This is a genomic window from Aeromonas sp. s5 (genome assembly GCF_040907865.1).
GTDB lineage: Bacteria > Pseudomonadota > Gammaproteobacteria > Enterobacterales > Aeromonadaceae > Aeromonas > Aeromonas dhakensis.
In genome coordinates this window covers 57,491-77,157 of record NZ_JBFOCO010000027.1, presented here as the reverse complement: position 1 = coordinate 77,157, position 19,667 = coordinate 57,491, and the positions used below count along the sequence as shown (strand labels likewise).

The 19,667-nt window shown below is 56.4% G+C and carries 18 protein-coding genes, 1 tRNA gene and 1 pseudogene; 19 read left to right on the top strand and 1 reads right to left on the bottom strand.

Translation table 11 applies throughout. From position 1 onward, the window contains the following. Positions 1 to 74: 74 nt before the first annotated feature. Together lptF and lptG are read left to right on the top strand one after the other, a co-directional pair. Positions 75 to 1,187, top strand: coding sequence for an LPS export ABC transporter permease LptF (lptF, locus tag AB5Y94_RS16400; RefSeq protein WP_042064704.1), 1,113 nt, complete (start codon positions 75 to 77; stop codon positions 1,185 to 1,187). Between the two features lie 141 nt (positions 1,188 to 1,328). Further along, on the top strand, positions 1,329 to 2,399 hold the full coding sequence (gene lptG / locus AB5Y94_RS16395) for an LPS export ABC transporter permease LptG (RefSeq protein WP_368206181.1): 1,071 nt from the start codon (positions 1,329 to 1,331) through the stop codon (positions 2,397 to 2,399). Positions 2,400 to 2,459: 60 nt separating this feature from the next. On the opposite strand, the gene AB5Y94_RS16390 is transcribed toward lptG, so the two are convergent. Further along, the gene (locus AB5Y94_RS16390; protein WP_162512970.1) at positions 2,460 to 2,981 is read right to left on the bottom strand and encodes an RDD family protein; all 522 of its coding nucleotides are present in this window, start codon (positions 2,979 to 2,981) and stop codon (positions 2,460 to 2,462) included. A 143-nt stretch (positions 2,982 to 3,124) separates the two neighbouring features. Between AB5Y94_RS16390 and AB5Y94_RS16385 the strand changes: the two genes are divergently transcribed. The 17 genes and pseudogenes from AB5Y94_RS16385 to rlmD all read left to right on the top strand — a co-directional run bounded on the left by AB5Y94_RS16385 (position 3,125) and on the right by rlmD (position 19,563). After that, positions 3,125 to 3,209, top strand: a tRNA-Leu gene (locus AB5Y94_RS16385). A 262-nt stretch (positions 3,210 to 3,471) separates the two neighbouring features. Continuing rightward, complete coding sequence (locus tag AB5Y94_RS16380) at positions 3,472 to 4,650, top strand: tyrosine-type recombinase/integrase (RefSeq protein WP_368206180.1); 1,179 nt, start codon at positions 3,472 to 3,474, stop codon at positions 4,648 to 4,650. Positions 4,651 to 4,689: 39 nt separating this feature from the next. Continuing rightward, complete coding sequence (locus tag AB5Y94_RS16375) at positions 4,690 to 5,652, top strand: hypothetical protein (RefSeq protein ID WP_368206178.1); 963 nt, start codon at positions 4,690 to 4,692, stop codon at positions 5,650 to 5,652. Between the two features lie 109 nt (positions 5,653 to 5,761). Next, a complete protein-coding gene (locus tag AB5Y94_RS16370) occupies positions 5,762 to 5,983 on the top strand; it encodes a helix-turn-helix transcriptional regulator (protein ID WP_368206177.1) in 222 nt (73 codons plus the stop codon). 14 nt (positions 5,984 to 5,997) lie between these two features. Beyond that, positions 5,998 to 6,309, top strand: a complete 312-nt coding sequence (locus AB5Y94_RS16365) for an ogr/Delta-like zinc finger family protein (RefSeq protein WP_368206176.1) — start codon at positions 5,998 to 6,000, stop codon at positions 6,307 to 6,309. Positions 6,310 to 6,311: 2 nt separating this feature from the next. Continuing rightward, the gene (locus AB5Y94_RS16360) at positions 6,312 to 7,784 is read left to right on the top strand and encodes a GPO family capsid scaffolding protein (protein ID WP_368206175.1); all 1,473 of its coding nucleotides are present in this window, start codon (positions 6,312 to 6,314) and stop codon (positions 7,782 to 7,784) included. A 3-nt stretch (positions 7,785 to 7,787) separates the two neighbouring features. Next, the gene (locus tag AB5Y94_RS16355) at positions 7,788 to 8,450 is read left to right on the top strand and encodes a hypothetical protein (protein WP_368206174.1); all 663 of its coding nucleotides are present in this window, start codon (positions 7,788 to 7,790) and stop codon (positions 8,448 to 8,450) included. Positions 8,451 to 8,732: 282 nt separating this feature from the next. Continuing rightward, a pseudogene (locus AB5Y94_RS16350) lies at positions 8,733 to 8,831 on the top strand (hypothetical protein); the annotation flags it as partial. 39 nt (positions 8,832 to 8,870) lie between these two features. Continuing rightward, positions 8,871 to 9,071 carry a hypothetical protein gene (locus tag AB5Y94_RS16345; RefSeq protein ID WP_368206184.1) on the top strand — a complete coding sequence of 67 codons (201 nt, stop codon included), beginning with the start codon at positions 8,871 to 8,873 and terminating at the stop codon, positions 9,069 to 9,071. Further along, a complete protein-coding gene (locus AB5Y94_RS16340; RefSeq protein ID WP_224163802.1) occupies positions 9,068 to 9,418 on the top strand; it encodes a hypothetical protein in 351 nt (116 codons plus the stop codon). The genes AB5Y94_RS16345 and AB5Y94_RS16340 overlap by 4 nt, the downstream gene beginning before the upstream one ends. After that, positions 9,415 to 12,228: a DUF927 domain-containing protein gene (locus tag AB5Y94_RS16335; RefSeq protein WP_368206173.1), complete on the top strand. Its 2,814-nt coding sequence runs from the start codon at positions 9,415 to 9,417 to the stop codon at positions 12,226 to 12,228. Before AB5Y94_RS16340 ends, AB5Y94_RS16335 begins: the two co-directional genes overlap by 4 nt. Positions 12,229 to 12,577: 349 nt before the next feature. Beyond that, positions 12,578 to 12,979 (top strand): hypothetical protein, encoded by a 402-nt coding sequence (locus tag AB5Y94_RS16330; protein ID WP_368206172.1) that lies wholly within the window; start codon positions 12,578 to 12,580, stop codon positions 12,977 to 12,979. A gap of 22 nt (positions 12,980 to 13,001) precedes the next feature. Then, positions 13,002 to 13,271 (top strand): hypothetical protein, encoded by a 270-nt coding sequence (locus AB5Y94_RS16325; protein WP_368206171.1) that lies wholly within the window; start codon positions 13,002 to 13,004, stop codon positions 13,269 to 13,271. Positions 13,272 to 13,415: 144 nt separating this feature from the next. Next, complete coding sequence (locus AB5Y94_RS16320) at positions 13,416 to 14,399, top strand: hypothetical protein (protein WP_368206170.1); 984 nt, start codon at positions 13,416 to 13,418, stop codon at positions 14,397 to 14,399. Further along, entirely contained in the window at positions 14,396 to 15,067 is a 672-nt protein-coding gene (locus AB5Y94_RS16315) for a hypothetical protein (protein ID WP_368206169.1), read from the top strand. The genes AB5Y94_RS16320 and AB5Y94_RS16315 overlap by 4 nt, the downstream gene beginning before the upstream one ends. A gap of 1,407 nt (positions 15,068 to 16,474) precedes the next feature. Then, positions 16,475 to 17,884, top strand: a complete 1,410-nt coding sequence (amt, locus tag AB5Y94_RS16310) for an ammonium transporter (RefSeq protein ID WP_017782602.1) — start codon at positions 16,475 to 16,477, stop codon at positions 17,882 to 17,884. A 326-nt stretch (positions 17,885 to 18,210) separates the two neighbouring features. Continuing rightward, the gene (gene rlmD / locus AB5Y94_RS16305; protein WP_095591440.1) at positions 18,211 to 19,563 is read left to right on the top strand and encodes a 23S rRNA (uracil(1939)-C(5))-methyltransferase RlmD; all 1,353 of its coding nucleotides are present in this window, start codon (positions 18,211 to 18,213) and stop codon (positions 19,561 to 19,563) included. Positions 19,564 to 19,667 lie beyond the last annotated feature (104 nt).

Genomic DNA, 19,667 nt, shown 5'->3' with positions numbered 1-19,667 from the left:
GTTCAAACTGGTAAAAATCCAATATACGGCCCTATTTTTCAGGCATTCGACTAAAAACACAAGTTTACTTGGGAATGACTGTGATCGTTTTCCGATATTTGTTCAGGGAAACCCTGAAAACCCAGCTGGCGGTATTATTCGTGCTGCTGCTCATCTTCGTCAGCCAGCAATTCATCCAGATCATTGGCGATGCCGCCGATGGTGAGGTGCCGACGCGCCTGGTCTCCACCCTGCTGCTGCTCAACCTGCCGAATATGGCCCTGCTGATGCTGCCCATCAGCCTGTTTTTGGCCATCTTGTTCGCTCACGGGCGCCTCTACGCCGAAAGCGAGATGACGGTGATGCATGCGGTGGGCTTCAGCCACCGTTTCGTGATGCGCAGCGCCATGGTACTGGCCTTGCTGACGGCGGCCGTCGCTGCCTTCAATACCGGCTGGGTGGCCCCGCAGGCCAAAGAGCGCGAGTATCAGGTGATCGACGAGTTCAAGGCCGATCCGGGGATCTCCTTCCTGCAGGCCGGCCGTTTCATGGAGCTCGACAAGGGGCGTCTGGTGGCCTACATCCAGGACCTGAACGACAAGGGCTCCAAACTGCAGAAAATCTTCGTGTTGCAGCGCTCCCAGGATGGCAAGCCGCCGTCGGTGGTGGTGGCGACCGAAGGGGTGGTCACGGTCGACAGCAACGGCCTACAGTGGCTGACCCTGATCGACGGCTCTCGCTACGAGGGGCACTTCAATACCCGCCAGTTCCAGATCTCCGAATTCGACGAGTACAGCCTGGTGATCCGCCAGCAGGAGATGGAGCGCTCTAACCGCAAGGCGGCGGCCAAGCCGACCATGGAGCTGCTGGGCACCCAGGACAACCAGCTGATGGCCGAGCTGCAGTGGCGTCTGTCACTGCCGCTCTCCATCCTGGTGCTGACCTTCCTGGTGGTGCCACTGGCGCGGGTCAACCCCCGTCAGGGCCGCTATGCCAAGCTGTTACCGGCCATCCTGCTCTACCTCTCCTACTTCCTGCTGCTCAGTGCCGCCCGTTCAGCCATCGACAGCGGCCGGCTGCCGCACTGGCCCGGCATGTTCCTGGTGCCGCTGGTCTATCTGCTGCTGATCGGATTGCCGCTCAACCTGCAGGGCACCAGCTGGTGGAACGGGGTCAAGACCCTCTATTTCAAGAGAAAATCGGCATGATGTTGCCATCTGGGAGTCTCTACTGATGTTTGGCATTCTCGATAGACATGGCGACCGGGTCATTTTGCTGTCGCCCCCGCTCCATGCGTCTGTATTTGAGGGAAAAATCAGCATGATGCTGCAACCGGGGAGTTTCTGCTGATGTTTGGCATTCTCGATAAATATATCGGCCGGGTTATTTTCATGTCGGTCCTGCTGTGCGAACTGACCCTGGTCGGGCTGGCCGCGCTCATCAAGTACGTGGAGCAGCTGAAGTCGGTGGGGGAAGGCAACTACGACATGCTCAGCGCCCTCTACTATGTGCTGCTCTCCATGCCGAAAGAGGCGGTGCTCTTCTTCCCGCTGGCGGCCCTGCTGGGCGGCCTCATCGGTCTGGGCCAGCTGGCGACCAGCTCGGAGCTGGTGGTGATGCAGGCGGCGGGCCGCTCCAAGATCAGTATCGTGATGGCAGCGCTCAAGACCGCCATCCCGCTGATGATCCTGGTGGGGCTGATGGGGGAGTACGTGGCGCCCATCGCCAAGCGGATGGCGGATGACATCAAGGCGGGGGCCCTGTCGGAAGGGCGGCTGACCGTGTCGGCTTACGGGGTGTGGGCGCGCGATGGCAACAACTTCGTCAACATCAACGGGGTGCGCAACGATGGCGCGCTGACCGGCATCACCCTTTACCGTTTCACCCCGGAGCGCAAGCTGATCGATATCCTGCAGGCCCGGGAAGGGGTGTTCGAGCAGCATCACTGGCTGCTCAAGCAGGTGCAGGTGACCCGTTTTGACGATCCCAAACAGATCCTGAGCGAGACCCAGCCCCAGATGGAGTGGAGCTCCGAGCTTACCCCCAAACAGCTTGGGGTGGTGAGCGTCGATCCCGAAAACCTGCCGGTGGCGGGACTGCTGGATTACATCGGCTATCTGGATGCCAACAAGCAGGATGCCGGGCGCTACAAGCTGGAGATGTGGCGCAAGCTGTTGTCACCGTTCTCGGTGGTGGCCATGATCCTGCTGGCCTCCTCCTTCATCTTCGGCCCGCTGCGCTCGGTCAGCATGGGCGCGCGGATGCTGATGGGGATCATGACCGGCTTTGCCGTCTACGTCAGCGATCGGGTGTTCGGCCCCATCAGCCTGGTGTACGCGGTGCCACCGATCCTGGCGGCCATCGCGCCCAGCCTGCTGTTTGGCGGCATCTCCTTCTATATCCTGAGCCGCAAGCAATAAGCGCGTCGGCCAGTAAAAAGGGCACCCTGGGGTGCCCTTTTTCGTTACCGCCTTTTGGGATCAGCGATTGAGCTGTTCCAGGTTTTCCTGTTTGCCCAGCACGATCACTTCGCACTCGGACCAGATGTCCTGAAATGCGCGGGGTGACTTGCGGTTGAACAGGCAGAGCAGGTTGCCGAGGCCAAAGGCCGCCGTTGCCAGCCGGATCAGCGCCTGGGTGATGCGGATGTTGCTGCCGTCGGCATTCTGGATGCGCAGACGCCAGGCCCGCATGCCGATGGTCTGGCCGGCGCGGGTCCAGAACCAGGTGTAGAAACCGCAGATGACGAGAGCGAGCCAGGCACTGTAGACGGGGCTGGTCAGCAGCCAGGAGGCGTCTTTGCCCTCGGGGACGCTTGCCATGCCGGTTGCCAGCATCAGATGGGCCACCCCCATCCCGATAAAGCCGGCGATGATCAACAATGAGATGACCACCAGATAGTCATAGATCAGGGCGCCGAGCCGGCGTAGCAGACCGGCGGAGGGGTGACGCTGGGTGGGAGGAGGGGGAGTGGTCGGTTGGACGGGTTTACGCTTGGCCATCGTTCTTATTCCATTAATATGATGCGGGCATTCTATGTAACTGACCTTGCCTCGGCAAGGCGTTGAATAAATGAGCAAACGACTGTGAGCACAAGAAAAACACCTTGCATGCCCAAGCGCCATTCGTATAATCCCTCGCAGTTGCCCGGGTGGCGAAATCGGTAGACGCAGCGGATTCAAAATCCGCCGTTGCAAAACGTGTCGGTTCGAGTCCGACCCCGGGCACCAAATTAGCGTTTCATGACATGTCGTGGAACATCAAAAACCCGCACTGCCACTGGCTTTGCGGGTTTTTTGTTATTGCATCCCATATCATGTAGCCTCACAACATACCCCCGGGAGTGGGGGTATGTTTGGGGGTATCAAATCTGGGGGTACAAAAAAATACCCCCACCAGGCCGTTCAGATGGCCTTGTTACCGATTTGTCGAGTGGCGGAGCTCTTTCCCCAGACTGTGTTCGTGATCCCGCACAGACAGGTAGAGGTGCCAATGCCGTTATCCGACATCGCCGCCAGGCAGGCCAAGTTTGAGGGCAAGCAGCAAAAGCTGTCCGATGAGAAAGGGCTCTTTCTTCTAGTTACCCGAGCGGGCAAGTATTGGCGGCTCAAGTACCGTTATGGGAGAAAGGAGAAGACGCTGGCCCTCGGCGTTTATCCCGAAGTATCCCTGAAGGAGGCGCGCGCAAAGCGTGATGATGCACGCCGTCTGCTCGCCGATGGTACGGATCCCGGATTAGTTCGAAAGCAAAGTAAGATCGCCAGTCAGTTGGCGAATGAAAACAGTTTTGAAGTCATCGCCCGTGAATGGCACACCGCACAGCTAGAACGTTGGAGCCCAGGACACGCCGCTCGAGTTATTGAATCTCTCGAGGCTGATGCCTTCCCCTCTTTTGGCTCTGTCCCTGTCGCCACGCTCACTGCCCCTATAGTTCTCGACGCCCTACGAAAAGTTGAGGCGCGCGGAGCAACGGAGACGGCTGGCCGTGTGCTACAGCGTGTGGGGGCGGTGATGCGATACGCCATCCAGACGGGGCGAGCCGGTTACAATCCAGTCCAGGATCTCCGAGGTGCCTTGAAAGCCGCCAAGGTTGAGCACCGCCCGGCACTACCTCGCTCTGAGTTACCCGAGTTTTTCCGACGTCTTGAGGCCGAGCCTCTCAATCCCATCACGCGACTGGCGATCCGGTTTTTGATGCTGACCATGACACGGCCCGGTGAAGTGCGGTTCGCACGTTGGGATGAGCTCGATATGGATCGGCTCGAATGGCGGATCCCTGCCGAAAGGATGAAGATGCGAGCGGCGCATATCGTCCCTTTATCACAGCAGGCTGTGGCCGTTCTGGATGAGTTACGCCTGCTGACTGGTCACCGAGAATTACTGTTCCCTGGCGAACGTAGCCCTGCAAAACCGATAAGTGAAAACACCCTTTGTTATGCCATGGGACGCATGGGTTATACGGGCATAGCGACACCGCACGGTTTCCGGGCCCTGGCCTCAACTGTCCTGAATGAAGAAGGGTTTGATCCTGATGTCATTGAGCGTCAGCTGGCTCATGCCGAACGCAACAAGGTGAGAGCGGCATACCACCGAGCAGAATATCTTGATGATCGCCGAAGACTTTTACAGTGGCTATCTGATTTCTATGATTCCCATCAGGTCGGAATTTAACATCAGTCCAATCCTGATTGAGTAAATAGAGGTTTCACTATGTTAAATGAAGCTATGATTCCGCTCGAATACTGCACGCCATCACGAGCTGCAAGACTGTTAGGATGTGAGGTTGAGGATATTTTTCATTTCTATGAAATTGGCGCTATAAAAATATATCTGAAATTGGATGAAGATGGTGAGTGGCCTTATGGCGGGGAAGGCTTTATTTGTAACGATATACTCATAGATGAGCCTGTAAACGGATCTGTCTGTTATCAAGGTGAATTTGGGACGGTTGACTCTGAGCGTGTCACCTTTGAAAATGGAAGCTTATTTAAATATGGCCGTGATGTTGTTTTTTGTCTCGATGATTGCGCCGAGGATGAAGATGATGAATCTTATGAGCCAGGTTGTCATTTATGGGCTAGGTTAGAGAGGTTTGATAATGTAGAAATCAACTTGAACTCAACAGAAAAGGAACGAGCCAAGCTTATTAGAAAGGTTAGGGATTACGATTTTGTTAGTTTTAGAGTTTGGCTATCTGGTTTTCATGAGGTATTGATACCTTACTCGTTTTTAAGAAAGGGGTTCCAGCATGGTTTCAATAACTTAGAGGAGACTCTGCGTGTTTCCATTGTTATTAACACTCATGGAAAAATCATTCAAATATACAGCGCAGAAATAAAGGATGTTCACACTCTTTTTAGAGTGTATACAAAAGATCTTCGAGAGATAAAGGCTTGCATAAACAGTGGTCTACCTATAGGGGTTAAAGAATCACCCTCTAAGAAGGACTTGATATATTCAAGAGATGCAAAACTGGAAAGTGGTAGGGTCACGAGCAAACAATGCAGATTCATTGTGGACATGCTTAAGTCATATGGTTTTGGTGATGAAGACTTTAAAGGGAGCATTAGTGAATTGCGAATGAAAATCTCGAATAGAATTCCTAGTGTTGGTGATCCGGACATCGATGATAAGACCATTGCAGATTGGTTGAAGAGAGCAGGTGTCAGATAACGGAATTTTCAATAACTCCATGGAGTTTTCCATAACTCCCCCATCCAAAATTATCTTCATGGTTTGATATCTCCCGACACAACATAGAAGCGAAGGGAGCTATCAAACCATGTCATTACATGCATCATCCGAGTTACCTCAAGAGGGGTTTGTCAGGGTTGGTACCTTGGCCCGAGTGCTAGGTGTTGCAGTGGTTACTGTATGGCGCTGGAGTGCAAATGGAAAACTGCCGCAACCGGTGAAGCTGTCCGAAAGGGTCACGGCCTGGAAGGCTGAGGACATTCGTAACTGGATTAATGCCAAGGATAGTTCGGCCAGTACGATCCAATAAATAAGGGTGTGCCCATGCGAGTTATTTGCTCTGTATGCGGTGCGTTCGGTCGTATCACCAAGACGAATCGCCTGTCCCACAACGTTGCTGATTTATATTGCCAATGTACCGAGCCAGCTTGCAGTCACACCTGGGTTTCAAGCCTGAGCTTTAGCCATACATTAACCCCATCCAGAAAGACGATGGGTGATATTGCGATGTCGTCCATCTTTGGGCTCTCTTTGGAGCAAAAAGAGAACCTGGCAAAAGAATTAAATCAGCACCTGGTGAGCCTGCGGCAAGAGAACCAACGCCAGGCTGAAAAACCCACTTATCAAAGAAGGTAACTATGTCCAGCCAATTAATGACCGGGTGGCTCTGCATTGCCACATCGGGGGCCACTATTGACGGCCGATATATATCACCCACGCAATTAAAGACCATTGCCGAACGCTATAACCCCGACGTTTACACCGCTCTGATCTGGCCCAATGGTGATCGGGCTATGCCCCCCATGGGAAACGTGGTTGCCCTTATGGCTCGCCAAGAGGGTGACCAGGTGCGCCTCTTTGCCAAGTTAGAGCCCACCCTGGCGCTCATTGATGCCAATCAGGCCGGGCGATATCGCTTCTGCGCTATCGAAACCATCGACAACTTCGCAGACACCGGCCACCCCTATCTGTTTGGCCTGCATGCTACCGATGAGCCAGCCATGACCGGGCTCTCTACCATCAAGTTTCATATGGTGCCGCATCAGGCGAATGACGCCCTCGAGCTGGATGGCCGCATCCCCACCTTCAGCGCCCGCTCGACGCGCGTTGTTCGCTCCCTCTCTGCCCCCAAGGAGTCTCCCATGAACCTGCAAGCCATCCTGGATAGCTTCACCTTCAGCGCCGCCGCCGGTGCGCACTTGTCGACCGATACCATCTTCCTGGAAGGGAGCGCCATGATGAGCTGTATCTGGCAAGCCTCCCCCCTGCTGGCGCGGATGACCTTTCGCACCCTGACCAGCCCCGACGCTGCGACCCATGATCCACTCAAACCGGCACTGCGCACCGGCCGTAAAACGGGGGCACGCTTTATCGTGCGGGCCGACCCCAGCAAACAGACCCATGACTTCCACGACCACGACAGCAGCGCGATGTTTAGCTGGCAGGAGCTCGCCACCCTGTTGGGCGGTCTGGACCAAGCCGCCGCCCATGCCCTGCTCGAGTCACTCGCCCTGGCCATGTTTGCCGATGATGTCTTGCGCATCGGTTTCTATGGCCACTTTGCTGCCCCAAATACCGACCCGGCCACTTACCCGAACGGTGAGGATGTGGCCCCGGGCTGGCATGCCCTGGCCAAGGCACAGGATCCCGATGGGAAACGCATCCTGCGGACCCCGGTCACCTTCGACCCGAAAGGCGGCGCCCAGTATGCCAGCCTCGACGCCATGGTGTACCGCCTGCTGGAAGCCATGCCGGCCCCCTGGCGCACGGATCCCCGTCTGCAAGTGCTGGTTGGCAGCGAGCTGTTACAGCAGCACAAGCAAGCCCACCTCGCCCCGGGTCTGGTGCGCAGCAAGGAGCAGCAGCTCAAGATTGCCGATCTACCGGTCAATACCCATCAGCACATGCCGGGCGACTTCCTGGCGGTTACCTTCCTGAGCAACTTGCAGGTGATCGGGCTGGAGCGCTGCGAGCGCTTGGCCACCGGCGATCTCAATGACAACAACACCTGGGGGATCCGCTTCTGCCGGCCGCAAGCCTATGCACTGGGCGCCGCTGATGCCTACACCGCCTTTGATGCCATCCACCTCCCCACCACTGCCAAGGAGTAAGCCATGACCATGGACGCCTTGATCGCCACCTATGACAACGCTAAGCAAGCGCTCGACACCCTGGACGAGCAGGTCCGCACTCACCGCCATAACCGCGAGCGGCTGCAACAGCTGTTAAGCGAAGCTGAAGATCAACTGCCGGGGCAGCAACAAATGCGTCTCAACGATCTGCTGCAAGGCAAAAGCGGCACGAAAAGCGGAAACGAGGTGCAACGTCTGACCCAGTTCATCAGCGATGCCAAGCAAGCGATCGAAGAGAGCGAAGCCCAAGAGCGGCAGCACTACCTGGCCTTGTGCGATGCCCAGACACACCTGGACCGACTGGCCAAGCAGATCTCCGACCGTTACTGGGTCTTGATTGAAGGCAAACCCCGGTCCGCCGTGGAGAAGGGGCTGGTAGAGGCCTTGCTGCCGCTGGCCAACCTGGTGAAGGCCAAGGGCGCGCTCTATGGTGCGCTGGTCCCCAAGCAGTGGGCGACGGAGATCATCACCAGCGCCCTGGAGCAGAGCCTGGCGAACGCCTCGGGCGTGTTTGAGGGGGATATCCCGCAAGCGCGGCAGATTATCGCCAAGCGCCATCAGTCGGCCTTCCCGGATGTGCTGGCCTTGGGCTCTACCCCCTGTAGGCGGATGCGCCTGCAACAAGGGCTCCCGCTGGCCAAATAAAAAAGAGGGGAGCCCGGCCAGGCTCCCCTTTTTCCTCCCTCACCCCCACACGGCAAGGTAATCACATGGACCTTATCAGAGCCCAAGATCACCGGCAATCCTTGCGCGGTCGGATCAATTCGGATAGCCTTTCCCGTGCAGCGGCAAAATCCGCTGCCGAGATTGGCGTCTCGGAAAGAATCTTGGAGCCGACCCACGCTCCTGCGTGGTTTTTTGTCGGCGTTCGATCCCCCTTTTCTTGGGGCGCTGTTGGCCTACCTGGTCGGCAGCCCCTGCGGTGTTATGGCGGTTCGGGCGAGGGCTCCGCAAGGAGCGCTGGATTCCAAGGTCTCCAGTTACGCCAACCTCGTCCGGGCTGCCACCAGAAGATTGGCGTCTCTCTGTGGCAGCGACAATTTGCTGACCTTGGAGGCTGCCATCATGGCTACGATCCCCACCCCTGTTTTACCCAAAACCTACACCTTCTTGCTGGCCGTGCGCGGTTGTCGCGTGGCCGACCTGCCTCATCTGCAAACCCTCTCCACCATCGCTTACAGCGAAGCCGAAGCCCGCTATGGGCTGCACGGCCTGCCCCTGGTGTTCCTCTCCTGCCGCTTGGCAGGCAAGGGGGTGACCGCATGAGACGCTTTAGCCAACTGACCGCCCCCCAAAGCCGGATGAGTGAGGCCGCACTGCTGGCCTGCTCGCTGCGCTCGACCTGTGAAGCCAACACCGAGCGCTTCGACTATGCCGATCTGGCTGCGCTGCTGGTCCCCCTCTCTCACCAGTTGGATGAGCTGGAGGTGCTCTGTGCCGGCTGCGAACTCGACGCCGTGGCCGAGCAATCCAACCGCTACATCTCCGCCCTGCAGAAGTTGCTCTGGGGCTGCCAGGGACACACCGAACCATGCGTCCTGGCCGAGCTTATCAGTCCGGTGGCCGACGCCCTGGACGCCGCCGAACTCACTTACCGGAGGGCCGACGCATGAGCCACTTTGTTTCCGATGTCGCGGCGGCGGCCAATGGCCGTTGGCATGAAGTGCTGCATGCCCTGGGCATTAACGTACCCGGCTGCAAGCGCCATGGCCCCTGCCCGCTCTGCGGGGGACGAGATCGTTTCCGCCTGGATGACAAGGCCGGCCGGGGCACCTGGATTTGCAACCAATGCGGCAGTGGTGACGGCCTGGATCTGGTCAGTCAGGCCGCCAGCAAGAGCACCTGGGACGCCGCCAGCATGGTGGCCAACGTGCTGGGACTGGCTGCCGATGGCCTCTCCCAGGCTGACTTGGCCCAGCTACAAGCCCGGCAGCAGGCCCAGGCCGAGGCACAGCGTCGACAGGAGGCGAGGCTGCGCCAGAAGGCTATCCAGCGCGCCGCCAGCATCATCGCCGACACTCGGCCAGGGGTGAGCGCCTACCTGGAGGGCAAAGCGCTCTCTGGCGTCTCTGTGGCCCTCTCGCAACATGTGCTTGTGGTGGGCGATCTCACCTTTGCCCCGGGGGCCATGGTGGTCCCTCTCTATAGCGAAGCCGGGGGGGAGCTGGTCAACGTGCAACTGATCGACAGGGAGGGAAACAAGCGCTACCTGCCCGGGGGCCAGAAGGCCGGCGCCTTTCACCGGATTGCCGGCGGCGCCCTGGTGGTGATCTGCGAGGGGGTGGCCACTGGCCTATCCATCCACCACGCCACCGGCGCGACCGTCTATTGCGCCCTGGACGCCGGTAACCTGCTGGCCGTGGCGCGTTATGTCGGGGGAATGGAAGACCCCCTGCAACCCTCCCGCCTCATTGTCTGCGCCGACAATGACGCCGGCACCCCGGGCAACCCGGGGCACACCAAGGCCACGGAGGCGGTCACTCAGGCCGGTGGGATCGTGGTGCTACCACCCGAGGCGGGCGACTGGAACGACTACCACCAAGCCCATGGACTGATAGCAACCGGAGCCGAGATCATGCGACAGATAGACACCCACAAGCGGGGAGATGGCGGCCAGGAAGCGCCACAACGGGCCGAGGTGGTGACACGGCACCCCGAGCAAGACGCCTCCCAGGAAGAGCAGCAGGAAACCCAGGGCGAGCAAGACGAGCAGGAGGCGCCGGAGGGGTTTGAGATCCGGGGCAATCACCTCTTTGCCCTGGAGTGGGTCGGCCGGGGTGGGGATGCTCGCCAGGAGCTCACCTTGCTCTCTCCCCTGGTGCGTGTGCTGGCCGAGACGGCCGATGAGTCAGGGCTGGGGCAAGGACGCCTGCTGGAGTGGCGCGACCGCGCCGGCCGGGTGCGCCAGTGGGCCATGCCTCTGCGCCTGCTGGTCGCCCGCAACGGGGAGGAGGTGATCGCCTCCCTGCTCGATGCCGGCCTCTCGTTCGTGAACCTCGAGAAGCGGCGCAAGCTGGCCACCTACCTGATGATGTGCCAGGTCGAGCGGCGGGTGACCTGTGTCGAGCGTACCGGCTGGCACGGTCGCGCCTATGTGCTGCCCGGGGGCTGCATCGGCCCGGAGGCGGACCAGGTGATCCTGCAATCGAGCGGCTACATCGGTAGCGACTTTGCCCAGGCCGGCACCCTGGCCACCTGGCAGCGCCAGATCGCCGCCATGGCGGTGGGCAACAGTCGCCTGTGCTTTGCCCTCTCGTTGGCCTTTGCGGCGCCCCTGCTGCCATTGGTGGGGATGGAGGGGGGCGGCTTTCACCTTAAGGGGGAGAGTACCGACGGCAAGACCACCGTGATGAAGGCGGCCGCCAGTGTCTACGGCCAGCCGGAGCGCTATGCCCACACCTGGCGAGCGACTGGCAACGCGATCGAGGGGATCGCCAGCCGCCGTAACGATGCCTTGCTCTGCCTGGATGAGCTGGGGGAGCTGGACGGGCGTGAAGCGGGGCAAGTGGCCTACATGCTGGCCAATGGCCAGGGCAAGGGGCGCAGCCGGCAGGATGGCGAACTGCGCGAGCGTCGGCAGTGGCGTTTGCTGTTCCTCTCCACCGGGGAGCTCTCCCTGGAAGATCACGCCGCCGAAGCCGGCAAGCGCACCCAGGCGGGGATGGAGGTGCGTACCATCCAGATCCCGAGCAGCACCGGCCACCATGGGGCCTTTGAGACGCTGCACGGCCAGGCCAACGGCCGCGCCTTTGCCGATGCCCTGAACGACGCCAGCAAGCAGCAACACGGCACCGCCTTTCGGGCCTTTATCGAGGCGCTGGCCCCGGAGCTCGACCGCCACAAGGAGCACCTCAAAGCCGAGATCAAGCGGCTGGCCACCGAGCTGACCCCGGAGGGGGCCGGCAATCAGGTGGGGCGTGCCATCAACCGGTTCGCCCTGGTGGCGGCCGCCGGGGAGCTGGCCAGTCAGCTAGGGATCACCGGCTGGCCACAGGGGGAGGCCACCAAGGCGGCCGGGATGTGCCTTAAGGCATGGCTGGATGAACGGGGCCACCTGGGCAACCAGGAGGACCGGGCCACCCTGGAGCAGGTAAGGGGCTTTGTGATTGCCAACCAGTTCAGCCGCTTTGCCGACTTCTTCGACCCCAACCATCGGCCGGCCAACATGGTGGGATTTCGCAAGAAGGATGCCGAGGGGCTGCGCTTCATTGTGCTGCCATTGGGGTGGGCCGAAATGACCCGTGGACGCGACCCCAAACGAGCGGCGCAGTTGTGTGTTGAGGCGGGTTACCTGCTGACCTCGAGGGACCGTAAGCGATTCCAGCGCAAGACCCGCTTGCCGGGCATGAATCTCCCAAGCTGGGTCTATCTGTTGACCGAGCATGTACTGGCCGATGGAGCTGATGGACCGGAGGACGAATAAGCCTGCCAGGAAGAAGCAGAGGGCCGCCATGTGTGGCCCTTTGTTTTGCCTTCATGCGTATGCGCACGGAAAACCGAAGGAATTGATGGGAACAGTGGGAATCAGTGCAGTGAACTCATCTCTAAAGCCCGTCTATCAAGGAGAAACGCTGTTCCCAATACTCACCAATGTTAGTGGGTACAGAATGGGAACAATGGGAACAGATGAGCGTTGTTCCCAGTATCAGGCTCTCTTGTTCCCATCATGATTTTGAACTGAGGGAACAGCAAAACCCACTCCTGGCGGGCGTTTGCGGGCATTGTTCCCATGTTCCCACTGTTCCCGGCATTTTTTCCTATATATAGGTGTGATGGGGTATCGTCTCCAGTTCGCCGATACTCTGCGCGAGCGCCTGCAAGGCCAGCACGGCACCGCCTTTCGAGCCTATGTCGAGGCATTGGCCAATGACCTAAACGGGCACAGCGCATGGATGAAGGGAGAGATCCGCCAATTGATCACTGACATGACCCCAGAGGGAGCCGGCAATCAGGCAGGGCGTGCTATCAACCGCTTTGTCCTGGTAGCCGCTGCCGATGAGCAGGCCACCCGCTTGGGCATCACTGGATGGCAAGCCGAAGAGGCCGCCAAGGCAGCACGAGCCTGTCTTGATGCGTTGCTGGCTGACTGTGGCCATCTGGGCAACAGGAAGATGCTGCAACCCTGCGCCAGACCCGCCAGTTCTTTACTACAGCCGCTTTGCAGACTGGGATGATAGCAATCACCGTCCATCCCAGATGGTGGGCTATCGAAAAAAACCGACAGCGGGAGCTGATGAAGGTGTTGTCTTCTTGGTATTGCCTGAAGGTTGGAAAGAGATAAACCCTGGTTGCGATTTCAAGAAGGCGGCCAAATTGGCAGTTGTGGCTGGTTGGATCATCAAGGTTGCGCCAAACAAGACTCAAGCGCTTGTTCGTCTTCCTGGCATGGATAACAAGCCGAGTAGAGTGTACGTACTGGGGCACCAAGTGTTGGCAGATGTAAGTGATGGAACAGAGAACGAGTAGGCTAACATGACAAGCTTGACGTATGGTGAAAAATGTGAAACAGGATTCATTTTTAGCGGTAAACAAAGAGGTTTACTAACGATGACTGGAACTTTTATTCGGGTTAAAATTAGGAATTAGTTAGCTTCATGCGGGGAACCTTTAATGAGTACTGCTGATTCCAGAAGAAAAACATTACATTACCGTCACGCGGTAATGTTACCGGCTCAAGACCAATTAGTAACGCTGACCTTGCAGGAGCGACTGGAATCAGTTGTTAGTCGGCATCTGACGACGGTTACCGATCGGTGTTATTACCCTGAAGCCCAGGATGATGATAAAGAAGAATTTTCTCCTAGTAAAAATAGCCATTTTACCTTTTCATACTGCGATACGATTGGTGGGATGTTATGTGCAGAAATTGTTTATGTTGAACCTGGTCGTAGCATACCTATAATCTCAAAGGAAGATTATGATAAAGATGCGTTGGAGTATGAGGCTCTTAATTTTACGGGTGATGGTAAACGAGAGTTTTTAGAGAGTGTTGCTTTTATTGGGGTGGTAAAGAATCATATTATCGTTTTGCAGAGCAAGTCTATTCGTTTGAAAGATATCGAAGATTATATAAATGCTTTGCTCCAAAAAACACATAATATTCCAGATGAGAGTTTTATCGTTCTACAGGCAAACAATCAAACCATAGATAATTATACTTTAAAAAACAAGCAGGTTAAAAACGTTAAAATAACCTTGCCTTTGTCGATTACTCATGATTTCTCCTCTCGAGAGGCTGCCTTTGATGTTCTAGGTGTTCTTTTGGGACAAAACAGGATTGATGAGCTACGTTATTTACAGGGTAGCAATCAAGGGCGTTCTTTAGATCTTGATATCTCTATAGGATATAAGTATTCGACAGACCAGGATAACCAGCAATTTTTAAAGCATATAACTCAAGGGCTGATTGATAATAGAGATGAGTCCTTAACAATTGAATTGAAAGGGGCTGGAAGATTGATTGGTGAGCAAATGCAGGTTAAAACAGATGCTTACTTCATTTATAGCAATTCCATTATAGTACGAGACCATGTCTTTGAGAGAATGATTGAGTGGTTAATTGATCTCTTGGAACAAGGGGTAATAAATCCATGAAGAGAATTTATATAGACTTGATATTATCTTGCGTGGTTGGAATTGTGGGGGCGTCGATTCTACACGCGCTCAAAGGCTACTTTACAATTGATTTATCAGGCTTTATAAAATCAACCATGGGGCTTTTGAGTGCAGTTTTGATTGGTATTGTTATTAAGCATTATTATGATATAAGAGTGAAAATAAGAGACTTCAAGCTGGACGGTTCTGCACCATCAAAGATTCATGAGCAGGTAAGCTATGTTAAACAGTCTTACCTTACCTCTGATATATCTAATCAATCATTAGGGTTGTATTCTTTCTTCTTTATTCTATTTCTTTTGGGCTCGATTGGATTTAGCTTATCAGAAAAGAATGATGTTCTTCAGTATTTCATAACGAATTCTTTTTTCTTTTCTTTTGTGGCTTTTTTGTTCTGCTCACTTCTTGCTTTAAATAAAGCCATATGTCTCGCAAATAGCTTGCATCTTAAGTTGCAAGATATCGAGGCTGTAGAGAAAAACAGAAAATCTTTAATTGATGAACTATCAAAGAAGAAATCTACATTGATGAAAGATAGAAAAGAAACAAGTTTTCATGATCGCTATAAAGAGTTCGATATGCAAAAGTATGTTGACAGTTTAAAAGAAAAAAGCGGTGAAGAAAATGGAGATGGAAATGGTGCATAAGATGAAGAAAAATAAAAAATCAATCTAACATCTTAACAATGTCACAAATATTACTCATTCCAAAGAGTAGTGACTAATATAGGCTGGTTGATTTATTTAATTAGAAAACACAACTAAATTGCCCATCAGTCGCTGCTTTTAGTGAGCGAGTGATGGGCAAGAGAAAAACAATATATCACCGACTAAATAAAAAACCAGAAAGAACATTCATCTCAACATCATGTATCTGTTGGAGCTGAATTAGAGCTCGCTATTATCCTCAGATCACACCACATGAACATTATCACCCCGAAATTCGCGCTCGTCTGTACGTGCAAACAGTGGAAGCAGAAAGTCCGCTAACCTATAGAATTGTTCAGTAGCGCCCCAGAACGAACGTGGTTCAGAGCATGTCCCTATCTGGAAGAACGACGGACAGAGTTACATCACGAAATCCGCGCTCTTCCGCTCCCGCCTGCACATTGTGTGGACACTTTTTTTTGCAAAAACGGATCCCTACACCATGGTGTCGCCAGGGCCCGCGCCATCAGGGTTCTGGCGGTCCAGGCAAAACTGCAAAGAGTGAAAGAAAATGAAGAGAAATGAAAAAAGAGCGGCGTGTCGAAAACATGACGTAAATCACAAATTACTGATTTTACATAAAAACCTCTATTTTCCGTGAGATTTCGGGCGCCCTGATAGTTCTTGAAAGCGGCAGAAGAAAACGGACTTTATCATCTAAATCAATTTGTTATGAAAATGTCAGGGTGATTTTGAATTGCAATTTTTCAGTTTTGGTGGCCAGCTGCTCTGTGTGGCCATGTGTTCGGTCCTGGGTGGGCTTTTCTCTGCTCTCTGAAGGTGACAGACCGTCTTGTGTGGGGGTATCTTTGGGGGTATCTCAGTTTTTCATATCAACATTAAGTCTTTAAAAACAGCTACTTGGAATTTTTTTGTGATTGCGACCCCGACCATCAAATTCATGACAAAAGGCCATCAGCAATGATGGCCTTTTGTTTTTCCGCCTTTCCCCTTCCTTGTCACGCTTCTGTTCTCCGGCTGATATCGGCAAGCCGGGTACACTTCTGTGGTCATGCCATGTCCCGCCTTGCTCCATTTCGGTGCGGCTTGCTCTGCCTGCACAGCAGAAGTGCGCATTCGCTCATGTTAGCGCGTCCCATGCGCCAATCTGGTGCGCCTCCTCTCTGTCATAAGAATAACATTATGATTTTAAATAACTTATTAAGTTGGCCCGCTTTGTGCTTTTAAGCAGTTATGTCGCCATGATGCCGCTCCATAGAGGGAATCTGACCGGGAGCGGCAACCAGTGTGTACCGAATGGAAATGTACGTGAATCATCGGTGTCGATGTTCATATCAGGAAATGGACCCGGTCTGGAGCCGGGACGACAGGGAAGGAGATGGCTGTATGCTCAAGAGACTCGTGATGACTGGCCTGTTGGCGCTGATTGCCCTGCTGGCCGCCCCCAGCTGGGCCGAAGAGGTGGTGACCGCACCTGCGGTGGTGACCATCAACAAGGGGGACAATACCTGGATGCTGCTGTCGGCAGCCTTGGTGATCCTGATGTCCATTCCGGGCCTGGCCCTGTTTTATGGCGGCCTGGTGCGCACCAAGAACATGCTGAGCGTGCTGATGCAGGTATTCACCCTGTTCTCGCTCATCTGCGTGCTGTGGGTGATCTACGGTTATTCGCTGGCCTTTACCGAAGGCAACAGCGTCTATGGCTCCTTCAGCAAGGCGCTACTCAAGGGGGTGACCCCCGACTCCATCGCCGCCACCTTCAGCAAGGGGGTAGGGATCAGCGAGTTCATCTATGTGGTGTTCCAGGGGGCCTTTGCCGCCATCACCTGCGGCCTGATCGTGGGGGCCTTTGCCGAACGCATCAAGTTTGCCGCCGTGCTGCTGTTCTCGGTGATCTGGTTCACCTTCGCCTATATCCCGCTGGCCCACATGGTGTGGTACTGGGCGGGTCCGGATGCCTATACCACGGCTGATGCCGCGGCAGCGGCCACGGCGACGGCTGGCTATCTGTTCCAGCACGGGGCGTTGGATTTTGCCGGTGGCACAGTGGTGCACATCAATGCGGCGGTGGCCGGTCTGGTCGGCGCCTATCTGGTGGGCAAGCGCCTGGGCTATGGTCGTGACCCCATGACCCCGCACAGCCTCACCATGACCATGATCGGGGCCTCTCTGCTCTGGTTCGGCTGGTTCGGTTTCAACGCCGGCTCCGCGCTGGAAGCCAACGGCACGGCGGCACTGGCTTTCATCAACACCTGGGTGGCGCCGGCTGCGGCGGCCCTCTCCTGGACCTTGGCCGAGTGGGTGATGAAGGGCCGTCCTTCGCTGCTGGGCGCGGCTTCCGGCGCCGTCTCCGGGCTGGTGGTGATCACCCCGGCGGCCGGTTTCGTCGGTGTCGGTGGTGGTCTGGTAATGGGCCTCATCAGCGGTGTCGCGGGGTTGTGGGGGGTTCACGGTCTCAAGCGGCTGCTGGGTGCCGATGACAGTCTGGACGTGTTCGGTGTGCACGGGGTATGCGGCATTCTCGGCGCCCTGTTGACCGGGGTGTTCGCCAGCCCGGATCTGGGCGGCACCGGGGTGTGGGACTATGTCACCAACCAAGTGGCGGAGGGCTACTCCATCCTGGATCAGGTCAAGATCCAGGCCATCGGGGTAGGGGTGACCATCCTCTGGTCCGGCATCATCTCGGTAGTAGCCTACAAGCTGGTGGATATGCTGATCGGCCTGCGGGTGAAAGAGGATGCTGAGCGGGAAGGGCTGGATGTCACCACCCACGGCGAGAAGGCCTACAGCCTGTAATCCGCCATCTGTTAGTCAGCCATATTGCCGCCGGCCATGCCGGCGGTTTTTTTTATGTCCGTTTGCCGGGGACCAACTCTGATGTCCTTGCCTGTGGTGGGGCGGCTCGCCTCTGACGCCATCACCCCCGATAGAGCGCATCCCCGAGATCGCCGCCGGCGATAGCATTTTTCGGCAGACAAGGCGGGCAGCGGCAATGTCCTCTGTCTTGTTGCTGTTTTATGCCTGCAATTTGGACGGATCTCCGCTAAACTCTGCCACCTTTTCTTGATGGGTCGGCTGGGCCGGCTCATCACCCTCTTATATATGTACTTTTGGAGCCGCTCATGCCGTTAGTGGGACATCAACACCAGATCGAGATCCTGGAACTGACCGACAAAGGAGATGGCAAAGGACGCCTGTTCGACCGCCCCCTGTTTGTCGAAGGTCTGCTGCCGGGTGAGCAGGCGTTGGTCGAACTGACCGAGGTCAAGCCCAACTACCTGCACGGCAAGGTGGCCGAGCTGCTCCAGCCCTCCGCCGACCGGGTTGCCGACTTCTGCCCCAACACAGAATGCGGCGGTTGCCAGGTGCGCCCGCTGGCCTATCCGGCCCAGCTCAAGCTCAAACAGAGCTTGGTGCAGAGCGCTCTGGAGCAGGTCGGGCTGGGTGAGGCTGTGGTCAATCCCATCCTCGGCATGGAGACGCCGTTCGCCTATCGCAACAAGGCGCAGTACGCGGTGCGTGGCTGCGAGGCCGGCGCCGAGATCGGCTTCTACCGCAAGCACTCCCACGATCTCATCACCGCCGATGACTGCGCGGTGCAAGATTCTCTGCACGTGGAGCTGAACGCCCGGGTGCGCAACTGGATGCGCGAGTACGACATCGCGGCTTATGACGAAGTGGCCCACACCGGCTGCGTGCGCAACCTGATGACCCGCAAGGGGTTCAAGAGCGGCGAGCTGATGGTAGTGCTGGTGACTCTGGGCGAAGAGCTGCCGTTCGAAGCCGAGTTGCTGGCCGCCCTGCAGGATCTGCCGGTCACGACTCTGGTACAGAATATCAACGAGGCGCGCACCAACCGCATCCTGGGTGACAACAACCGGGTGCTGCTGGGCAGCGGGGTGATCCGCGACAAGATCCACGAGCTCGAATTCGAGATCTCGCCGCTCTCCTTCTTCCAGAACAACCCGAGCCAGACCGATGTGCTCTACTCCAAGGCACTGGAGTATTGCGAGCTGACCGGCAACGAGACGGTGTTCGACATCTATTGCGGTATCGGCACCATCTCCCTGTTCCTGGCCGGCAAGGCCGCCAAGGTGGTGGGGATTGAGTCGGTGGAGAGCGCCATCAGCGACGCCCGCCGCAATGCGGCCCTCAACGGAATCGAGCAGACCGAGTTCCACGTCGGCAAGGCGGAGCAGCTGATGCCCGCCCTGCACGCCGAAGGGGTGAGCGCCGACGTAGTGGTGATGGATCCGCCGCGCAAGGGCTGCGACAAGGCGGTATTGCAGACCCTGGTGGCCATGGCGCCGCGCCGGCTGGTCTATGTCTCCTGCAACCCGCAGACCCTGGCCCGCGATCTCGCCTGGCTGGTCAAGCAGGGCTTCGTGCTGGACGAGGTGCAGCCGGTGGACATGTTCCCTCACTCGATGCACGTCGAAGCCGTTGCTCGTCTGAGCCTGCCTGCCAAGGCCTGATCGTCGCTGGTTCCCACTCGCGCCATGGACGTCGAAGCGGTTGCTCGTCTATGCCTGCCCGCCAAGGGGTGAATTGAATTAGCCAGATGGCTCTGATAAAAACG